Genomic DNA, 11044 nt, shown 5'->3' with positions numbered 1-11044 from the left:
CTTGATGGACACGATGTTACAGCGGGGCAACACATCCCTACAGCTGACATCAGTAAACTTCAGTTCGTTCCTGCGCAAGATTTTAATGGCGATGTTCAGTTTAAATATACTGTTAACGATGGGCATGTTGACTCACAAGAGGCTACTAACACTCTTCATATTGATGCGATTGGAGATAAAGCCGTTATATCAGGTGTGGATACTGGCGATGTTTATGAAAACAGAAACCCTGATATGTCGCCAGACTTTGCCCAGTCAGGTATGGCGCATTTAACTAATAGTATGATTCATGTTGAGGGGCAACTAACAATCATCGATCCAGATACCGGCGAGAATAGTTTTGATTCTAAAGGTATTGGTTATACCTATCATGGAAAATATGGCCATTTGATTCTTAATACAGATGGTAAATGGTTTTATGGTGTTGCGACCGGCACTGCTGATGTAAATGGTGGATTAACAACAAATGTAGGATCGACGATTGATCAACTTGGTGCAAATGAGACACTCACTGATACGATAACGATACAAAGTAAAGACGGTACTACTCATGATATTGTTATCACCATTCATGGCGACAACGACCGTCCATACTGCTCTTCAGAAGTGCAGCTCAACAGCGGTAAAGAAGACCTCGCGCAAACCATCACGGCCACCGAACTCTTAGCAAACACTATAGACGTGGATAGCAACGACCTAGGCAAACTCACCATTGCTAATCTGCTAGTCGATCACGGGTCTGTTGTCGATAACAAAGACGGCACCTACACTTTTACTCCAACCAAAGACTATAACGGCCAAGTTCATTTTAGCTATGACGTCACAGATGCGCATGGCGGAGTGACTCATACGGGGGCAATCACAACCCTTGCAGCAGTTAATGATGCCGCCACATTTGCCGGTGACTCCAGCAGCATAAAAGAAGATACAAACATTCACCATAACGCGCATATCACTGGGTCAGCAACTATTCCAGATGCCCTTTATTGCCATGGGCACCTGATTGTTTCTGACGCTGATGGTCATGGCGAAGCTGCATTAGATCTTAAGGGGCAACCGAAAATATCTCTGGATGGAACCTATGGTCATTTCGACATCACTAGTACTGGGACATGGGTTTATAAAGCAGACAACAAGAGTACGCAGATTCAAGACTTAGACAATGGACAAACACTCACAGATAGCATTGAAGTCACATCAAAAGACGGTACCAAGCATTCAATTACCGTCACTATTAACGGGACTACTGACGCTCCTACTCTACACAGCCTCAGTGATTCTGGTGTTCAACATAGTGGTCCAGTTGAAGGGAATCTACTTACTGGCTCTGGGACGGATCAAGGATTGAGTGGTGCAGCAACAGACACCGATTCCAACGCACATCTGGTGTTGCAAGATATTCAAATAAAGGACCCCGTGTCAGGTTATGTCGCGGTAAGGCCTGGGCAACCACATACTATGGCCGGTATCGGTACACTCGCGATCGAAGCGAATGGTCATTATACCTTCACCCCGGAAGCTGGCTTTACAGGTAAAGTGCCAAGTATGGTTTATCGTGTCGGTGATGATGGGGGTAACCCAATAGGAGACTCTTCTCAAAACTCTCTCTCTATTGAAGTCACCCCTCCTCTACAACATGCGCCAACGGTGACAGGGCAAACTGTTTCTACAAATGAAGACATCACCAGAACCTTTACCACCAGTGAATTTGGTTACAGTGATCAAGATGGCGATGCGTTACAGTTCGTGACTATTAGCAGCTTACCGAGTCATGGATTATTACTTTTAAACGGTAACGTCGTAACCGCCAACCAGCAAATCAGCAAGGCTGACTTAGACGCAGGCCATTTAACTTTCACGCCGAGCAATAATGAAAACGGCGCCAACTATGCGCAATTTACATTTACTGCGAATGATGGCCATAAAAATTCGGCAAGCGCAACGATGGTAGTGGATGTCAATGCGGTCAATGATGCACCTATCGTTGGATCGAGTTTTATTAGTTCTTTAGAAGATAAGCCTCATGCGTTCACCACCGCAGACTTTAAATATTCTGATATTGATGGAGATGCGTTAAACCACATCACGATTACCAATGTCGCCCATGGCGTGTTATCGCTGAATGGCACCACAGTGAATGTTGGTGATGACGTCAGCGCCTCCGACGTTTCATCACTCATCTTCACCCCAACTCACAACTACTTTAGTTCTGGTGTCAGCGGATTAGGGGCGGTGCAATTTACCGCAAACGATGGTCATCTTGATTCAAAAGAAGGGTCAATACTCATTAATATAGCGAGTGTCGCTGACCCTGCAACATTCAGTGGAGACTCCACAGGAGTGGCAAAAGAAGACATAACACTTCAAGCTTCAGGTACGTTGACGGCGAGTGACCCTGATGGAACCGCAGGGTTTACCGCGGTACAGGGTGGAGCTGGAATAGCCGGAAGCAAAGGCTATGGGCACGCTCATATCGATGTAAATGGTCACTGGACTTACGACCTTGACAACAACCATCCTATAGTTCAACAGCTTAGCGAAGGTCAGACAGACACTGAAACCATCACGGTTCAATCTGCAGATGGCACGCACCATGATATCGTGGTTACCATTACCGGAACCAATGACGCACCGATTCTCGGCGTTAACCAAACATCAACAGCAGCAGGTACATTAACAGAGACAGATTTAGACACTAATGACACTCATACCTTCTCTGTCGTTAGTTCTAACGGTCAATTCGGTTCATTGTCGGTCGACCCAGACACTGGTGACTACATCTACACACCAAATACGTCTATCACAGGAATGAGTTATAACTCTGCCACCAACTCCTATCATGGTGTCGATGTATTCGAAGTAAAAGTCAGTGACGGCCATACTGAAGATTCGAAATTCATCACCTTTGATGCCTCGGGACATGTCACCATGTCACCAACGGGTGGCCTAGTAATATCAACCACAGTGCCTCAACAACCTACGGTTACAACGACACTACCAACCTTGCTAATGATCACCAACGTAGCGCCAACAAACTCGGTGACATTGAATTTGGCATCAACGAGTGACTCGGGTTCGTCGAACACTGACAACCTTACCAACGACACTACGCCAACGATTACCGGACACACTGATATTCCATTCTCGAAAGTCACTATTTACGATGGTTCAACACCCGTTGGACACGCGGTATCAGATGCTTCTGGCCAATATAACGTTGTAGTAAGCAGCTTACCGAATGGCGATCATAATCTATCCGCCAAAGCATTGGCTCCTTCATCAGTGCTACCGGCTACATCTTCGCTTCTTTCCGTCCATATAGATACACAAGTACACGTCGGTATTCAAACAGACCCAATTACCGCCGACAATGTGATTAATGCTCAAGAATCCAGCAGCTCCATTGACATCACCGGATCCGTTTCTGGCGATTTTAATGCAGGTGACATTGTGACTTTAGATGTAAATGGGACACAGCATACTGGCGTGGTCGATGCAAAAGGACACTATTCAATTGCCGTACCTGGCAGTGAACTCATTGCCGATGCTGACCAAAAAATAGAGGCATCAGTAGCGATAACAGATACCGCAGGTAATAGCGCTCATGCCACTGCAGATGTTACTTACCAAGTCGATACACAGGTTAGCGTTCCTACGATTACCTTTGAAAACGCAGGGGCAGACAACTTATACAGCAAAGCTGAAATCGCCCGAGGACAAGCAAACACGATCACAGCAACCGTTACGCCTCCTGGTGATGCCAAAATCGGTGAGCATCTTGTCGTCAATGGTCAGGATCATGTATTAGATGCTCATACTCTACAGCACGGAATACAAATTGAAGTTCATCCCGGTTCTAATGTACAAGCAACAATGACTGACGAACACGGTAATACCGCAGGTAGCCAAGGTTTCGCTGCAAGCGCTATTCCTGAACCTATCATTGTCAGACCACCATCGGGAAGCCACCAAGTATCTGGCACGCTTGGGGTTCCACCACTATTACCATCGTTAACTCCGGTACCAACAGCACAAAGCGGTTGGCGAATCCATTTACCTAACGGACAGTACGTCACTAGTCATCATGGCCAATACGGGACATTAACTATTGATCCTCAGACCGGTCATTTACATTATCAAGAGCAAGCCCAAGTTCACACGGGCCCTCATGGCAGCGCTTCTGGTATAGGTCAACATGAAGATAAATTTGAAGTGGCATTGCAAGGGACAAATCAAGATGAAGTTGTCGCCCATGTGAATATCCAGATACTCAGTCATGGGCCAGGAAATAGTGGAAAGCTGACAGTTGGAACTGAAGTGGTTGATATGACAATCACTCCTGTCGTCCATACATCACACCCTGCTCCACCACCACCGCCTCCTGTTCAACATGACGAGCCAGACATGGCTTCGCAAGCCGACTTTACGGTCACACTAAGCGATGATAGTAATCTGGATTTAACCCAGCAGACCCATCAAGAACCCGAACAGAAAACCAGCCACCATGGTGCAGCCGCTTATCTGGATGCATTGGGCATTAAACCCGATGCGACATCGACAACGGTTCACGATCAACCTGCGGATATGGATATCGTACTTGCACAAGTCGACCAACCAGATGCAGCAACACATGACCAAGCGCACTTGGATATGTCAGACGCGCTGGAACACCATGATGCAAACATCAACCATAACCAAGATGATGAGCACCATCATCACAACGATATCGATGGGTTACCGGACATAGATCCAAATAGTTAACCGATAACGAGACTAAACAGAAGGGAGCACATGATGTGCTCCCTTTTTATTATTTGCTGTTGTTATTCGTTTACTCTCAACGACTCTTTATAACGATTACCTTTCACCAAATGCGACACTCACATTGGTGTAAATCGGTTTCCATAAATACTGGAATACAGATTTCTCACCAGTAGTTATATCTACCTCTCCCGTCATACCTGGCAAAATAGAAAAGCTCTCTGGGTTATCGCGGAAGTATGGCGTATCAACCGACACTACGACTTCATAATAGATCTCGCCACGCTCGCTTTGACTTGTGGTCGGAGAAATACTCTCAACCGCCCCTTTTAGCGCCCCAAAGCGGCTGTAATCAAACGCATCAATCTTGATACGAGTCGGCTGCCCTACACTCACAAAACCAATATCTCTTGGCGACAAACGAGCTTTAAAGTCTGCTTTCCCACCAACAGGAACGATTTCAACCACAGTACCACCAGGCTGAATAACACCACCGTTTTGCGTGCTTGGCAGGCTTTGCACCAAGCCTTGTAGCGGTGACACCAACATGGTGTTGGTCAATTTAGCTTGGCTTGAACGAACTCTTGCATTCAATGCCGATAAGTCAGATACGGCTTTAGAACGATCGTCACTGACCTTCGCCTTAGCCTCTGCTAAAAGCTGTTCAATTTTTTGCTCAGTGCTGTCTGCTTGCTTGATTAACACAGCTTTCTTACCACGAGCTTCTTCAATTTTCTGCTCAATACTGGCCAGTTTCTGACGCATTTCAAGCACACGTAAACGTGAAATGTTACCCGCTTTATAACCCTTCTCCAGTATGTTCAACTCTTGCTTAGTCGCATTTAACTCTTTCTCATAACTCGGCAAGGCCTTTTCTACGCTACGAAGCTGCTCTGCAATTTGCTCGCTCTCTTTCTCAAGCACCACACGCTTTTGGAAGTAGAGGGCTTTTTGCGCGTTCAGCTGCGCTTTTTGTTGGCTGACGATCTCTGGGTAATCGACCTCAAACTCAGCAAGGTTAGGCTCACGTTGCTCAAGCAGCGCATTCATACGTTCCACACTGGCTAGAAGCGTCACTTGTTGGGACTTTAGCTCTTCAAGGGCGGTACGCTGGAAAGTGGCATCAAACTCAACAAGCGGCTGGCCTTTCTCAACCAACTGCCCTTCTTTAACGAGAATTTGCTTTAACTTACCGCCAATCGCGCTTTGTAATACTTGCTTCTCGCCTTCTGGAATCACAGCACCTTTGGCTTTGGCGATTTCATCAACTTGAGTGACTACAGACCAAGTGGCAAAAGCAATAACACATAAGGCAACCGACCATGTGGCCAGCGCCAATGTACGAGCCGTATTTTGTGATTCAACAAGTTCACCGTAGCGCTTGCCCTTCTCGATAGATTGTTTAGTCATTAGCGACTCCTTGCTTAGACTTTGATTGTTCTTGTTGGGCTGCATTTTGTTGAGCAGACGCCTCTTGAGTTGACGGCTGTAGCTCTTGAGATAACGGTTGCTCAGATAACTGCGGTTCTTGAGAAGCTTGAGGCTCTGAAGGCTGTTCCTGCTTCAAAGACTGCTCCGGCTCTAATGGACCGGCATAAACCACTGCACCTTCATTTAATACCACCACTTTATCGGCAAGCTTGATTAAATCCGGATCGTGGGACGTGTAAATCACCGTTGCTTTTCCTTTTTTCGACTGCACAAACTCACCAAATATACGTTTAGCATTTGGGTGAGCATCAGGCACAGGATTATCCATTAAGAACATTGGGTAGTCATAAACCAGCGCTTTTGCATCAATGAGGATCTGCGCGACGCTGCCAGACAACATGTCAAAAAGGCTGTCCGGCTGAATACTGCTGATGGAAGTATCGAGCCCACCTGATAATGTCTCGAACCAACGCTTTCCGCCCACCATTTCAATTGCAGATATCATTTTCTTATCTTCGACTTTGTGACCGTCGTTTAGCCACTCTCGAATACTCAGCGTAAGCAAATCAGGATATGCGGCTCGAATGAAACACCAGTGGCGATAAAGCTGCGGATCATATTGAACGAGGTTAACGCCTTCAAGCTCGACCATACCGTTTTGGATAGGCTGCAAGCCAGACAGCACTTCAATTAATGTTGATTTACCGCTCCCAGAAGGGCCGGTAATCGCGACAATTTCACCGGCTTCAATATCAAAACTCACACCATTCAAGGCCGGGCGACTCTGTTTGGGATAGCGCAGCGTCACTTGGTCTAATTTCAAGTTAGGCGCTACCACGGGTAACGGGTGATGCTGGTAACTGAATTCACGCTCAGACGGCTGAGACAAAATACGGTTCACTTGCAGCTTGGATTGATTAAAGCTATTAAAACGCATCGCACTGTTTGCCAACACCTGAGCTGGGCCAGTCACCTTAGATATCAACATCATTGAAGCAATCAAACCACCAGGGGTCATCACTTGTTCAAAAATAAGTCCTATACCTAACCCCATCACGGCGAGTGTCGATCCCACACCAATAAAATAGTAAATCGAGGTGTACCGGCTCTGGAGAACCGATTGATTAAAGGTCACTGTTGAAGCAAGAAGATTGGCTTTTTTGAAACGTTGAATCCAGTGCTCTGAGAACCCAGCACTGCGAATAAAGGCAAGCTTGGATGACAGCTCATTAGTCATGTTTTGACGATTCGTACCTGCCACTGTCGATTGCATAGAGCGCTTGCTGCTAGAGCGTATCGAGCGTTTTGCTAGCAAGTAATAAAGGATTAAAGAGACGACTGGAACCAGTACCAACCACCCGCCTAAAACACCTATCGCAAGTACAAAAATAAGAATGAATGGTAGGTCAAATAACGCATTTCCTAATGGCCCCGATAGCACACCTGAAATACGCTCTGACAACATCACTTGGTTTTGCTGACTAGAAGAAGCTGTTTGCTGATTTTGAGCATAGCTATTACGAAGCAGACGCTGCACGAGGGATTGAGAAATCTCACGACTTACTCGGTTGGAAACTGAAGCAAACACTCGGCTACGTAATGTTCTCAACCAACCCATCATCACAAACAACAACGCCGCGCCAATGGCGATACCTTGCAACTCATGCCCTGCATCACCACCAATCACATGGTCATAAATCGACATCGTGATGAAGGGAACAGCAAGCGCAAATAAGTTAGTGATAAAGCTGACTAGCAGCAATTTAGGAATAATGGGGCGAAACGCATGTAGTCGTTCGCCAACCCAATCAGGAGAAGCCTTCTCTAGTGGTGGACCTTCGATAACAATACAAAACTGAGGGACATCGGTAATGTCGTCATTGGCATTAAAGGCAACAAATTGCTTGGATTCTAAATGACCAGAGACCAGCTCATGTTCACCAAGTACCAGTAAGACCAATTTATGTTCACCAACTTCATCTAGGTTGGCAACCAAGCGATAAGGCAGTGCAAGCCTGTCGAACAAGGCAAACATATCGTCGATTGATTCAATGCCATTTTCATCGACCCATTGATGTGCGAACAACTGGATATTAGCATTAACTTCCAATTGCTTAAGAACGGAAAGGCTCTCGGTTTCTAAATGATTCATCACCTCTTGTCGACCGCTGGTATCTGCACGGTTGTTCGTACCTGAAGGGTTACCAATATCTAAACGATTCATACGACGGCCTCCTGATTGCTCTCGCTGTCGACCGTAATAGCTCGACTTTCCACTGTAATGATTCGATTGGCCAATTCGCGAAGTTTAGAATGGTAGCTCACCATCAGTATCGTCCGTCCTGCCGCCACTTCTTCTTCCAACACCTTCGCTAGGTTTCCAAGGGCATCTAAATCAAGCGAGGAATCTGGCCTTTCTAACATGATAATGGGCTTATCACTTGCCAGTTGAGTCGCGATATTGAGCATTTTCACGTTACCCATACTCAGCAGAGACGCACTCGTATGGCCAATTTGTGTCTCTAGTCCATCGGGTAATCGAGTGATTTCCTTGATTAAACCCAAACGCTTTGCATAGTCACTGGCGCTTTGTGTTTTCTCAGGGTCAAAGCCACACAAGTTGTCGAGAATAGTACCCGACACCAACTGCCCTTTAACGCCACAGTAGGCCGCAATATTGGTTACGGATGCGATTGAAACTGCAGCTCCATTAATGAAGCACTCCCCCGCTTTTAGATCATCAATACCTGCAATCGACGACAATAAATGACTGTTGGTGTGGCGATCCTCACTCTCTAACAATACCAATTCACCTTTATTCAATGTGACATCCGCATGAGCGAGTTCACCGTATCTTTCAACGGTCGCTTGCTTGATTTCCAACACCTCAAAGTCAGATAAGTGGTTCTCAGCTTGCTCAGAATCTGAAGATTCCGATAGTGACAAGTCACTCAATTTTTCTATTGCCTGATTGGCACTGTGTATTGAATTAAGCTTGATTCGAACTCCCACTAAAGCACTTAAAGGTGCAACCGCTCTGCCCGATAAGATAGAACATGCCGCCAATCCACCTGTGGTTAACTGGCCATCCAACACCCATAAGCTGCCCGTGATCACCAGTAAAACTGACGTAGCTAGTGCAGCAAGCTGAATACATTCTTGGGCGAAAGCGTTCTGTTCTTCTTCTCTCGCTTTAGACTGAGAGCGAACATTATTGAGGGATTTAAACTGATTAAAGATTCGAGACTCAACGGCCTGGCGTTTGATTCCCTGAATGGTTTGGCTTAGCAAAATCAAAAACGCTTTTCGCTCCTGCTCATCTTGGGAAGCCTCTTCACTCAAGCTTTTAACACGAATAGAAGATAACCAAACGATTCCAAGAGTAATCAGCCAAACTGCCAAAGGTATCGCCACCAGCTCACCGCCGATGTAAGCCACCAAGCCCAAGAAGATCAAGGCAAAAGGCAAATCAATAAAGCCTGCAATCACACCACCGGAATACCAATCTTTGACTTTTGATACTGAGCCCAGCCCCTCTTCCACGCCGCCAACACCAATGTGGCGAAGATGTCCTGATGAAGCCGTTGTTACTCTTTCAACCAAGGTTTGATAGGTCGCTTTCTCGGTATTGCTGGCCGCGGCTGACAAAAGCCAAGTACGCACAAACCGGATCAATGCTTCCATGGCAACAGCCAACGCTGCACCCGCCAACAACAAAGTGGCAGTACCGTAACTTTGGTTAGGTAAAATACGATCGTAAATTTGTAAAACCGTTAACGGAACGGCGAGAGAGAGAAGATTTATGAGTAAAGAAGGCAGTAGGACTTTCCCCACCACCCCTTTGTTTTTCATTGAACTTGCGGGCATACACAATCCTTATCCATGCTTATGAAATAAGATTGGTACACCATGTTGAGTATTGCAAGGTAACGGACTGATTTAACGTGTTTTTCAATATAAATATGACACAGATCTTTCTACACAAATCTGTGGCTATACCCGTACCTTAAAAACGCACCTTACAAATGCTCGTTACAAGCGCTCCTTACAAACAATTGTCGTAATCCGTTATCGCCTGCTTTAACTTTGAAAAGTCTGAGTTACATAAATGCTTCCTCAACGCTTCAAACTTCTCTTCTGGCCACTCGTATATTTTGAATGAAATGAGTTCGTCAATAACGGACTCATCAAAGCGGTATTTGACGACTTTAGCTGGAGAACCACCGACAATGCTGTAGGGAGCGACGTCTTTTGTCACAACACTGTTCGCTGCAACCACAGCGCCTTCGCCAATCGTCACACCGGGCATCACCATCGCTCGCATGCCTAACCACACCCCATCTTCAATGTGAGTATCGCCTTTGCCAATGTAGGCGTCTTCAATCACATCCATAAATGGATACAAACAGAACCAATCGACTCGGTGGGTATGGTTACCGCCCATCAGAATTACGACTTCAGCCCCGATACAAACATAGTCACCGATGTACAGTTCATCGATTTCCCAGCGAGGCTCCCACTGGCGGCTGACTTCGTCGCCGTGTAAATAGCGAACTACCGATTGTTCAAAACCGTTGTCCCAGCAATCGCTGTAATAACTGTGTTGACCTTTTACGTGAATATTGGGGTTGGTTACGACTTCATGCAGCAACTCGAATTTGGACCAATGCTTCTTTTGCATTTTTACCTCTGAATGATCTATTTAGTTTTATTCGTTAACTATCAAAATGTTCGACGATGCAAATCCAAGGTGCACAAACTAACGCCCTAAAAAAACAGGGTTCACTGGGATGAATAGTGAGTATCACGCTTAAATCATAGCAATGTCGCTAAAACTAAAGAGTCGTCAGTG

At 45.9% G+C, this 11044-nt stretch carries 5 protein-coding genes; 1 reads left to right on the top strand and 4 read right to left on the bottom strand.

Annotated features, from left to right (window positions below; genetic code table 11):
- A partial coding sequence (locus AB4513_RS21220) for a VCBS domain-containing protein (RefSeq protein ID WP_372193347.1) occupies nt 1–4761 on the top strand: 4761 nt, incomplete at its 5' end.
- Nucleotides 4762–4857: 96 nt separating this feature from the next.
- Here AB4513_RS21220 and AB4513_RS21215 read toward each other — a convergent pair.
- The 4 genes from AB4513_RS21215 to AB4513_RS21200 form a co-directional block, all read right to left on the bottom strand.
- Complete coding sequence (locus AB4513_RS21215) at nt 4858–6171, bottom strand: HlyD family type I secretion periplasmic adaptor subunit (RefSeq protein ID WP_009845529.1); 1314 nt, start codon at nt 6169–6171, stop codon at nt 4858–4860.
- Nucleotides 6164–8416 carry an ABC transporter transmembrane domain-containing protein gene (locus tag AB4513_RS21210; RefSeq protein ID WP_009845530.1) on the bottom strand — a complete coding sequence of 751 codons (2253 nt, stop codon included), beginning with the start codon at nt 8414–8416 and terminating at the stop codon, nt 6164–6166. Before AB4513_RS21210 ends, AB4513_RS21215 begins: the two co-directional genes overlap by 8 nt.
- Complete coding sequence (locus AB4513_RS21205; RefSeq protein WP_102258132.1) at nt 8413–10059, bottom strand: ABC transporter ATP-binding protein; 1647 nt, start codon at nt 10057–10059, stop codon at nt 8413–8415. Before AB4513_RS21205 ends, AB4513_RS21210 begins: the two co-directional genes overlap by 4 nt.
- A gap of 178 nt (nt 10060–10237) precedes the next feature.
- Nucleotides 10238–10873 (bottom strand): CatB-related O-acetyltransferase, encoded by a 636-nt coding sequence (locus tag AB4513_RS21200; RefSeq protein ID WP_009845532.1) that lies wholly within the window; start codon nt 10871–10873, stop codon nt 10238–10240.
- Nucleotides 10874–11044 lie beyond the last annotated feature (171 nt).

The sequence above is a fragment of the Vibrio sp. 10N.222.54.E6 genome (assembly GCF_041473955.1).
GTDB classification, from domain to species: Bacteria; Pseudomonadota; Gammaproteobacteria; order Enterobacterales; family Vibrionaceae; genus Vibrio; species Vibrio tasmaniensis_A.
Note: the sequence above shows the minus strand (reverse complement) of the source record. Positions and strands in the feature narration are given on the sequence as shown.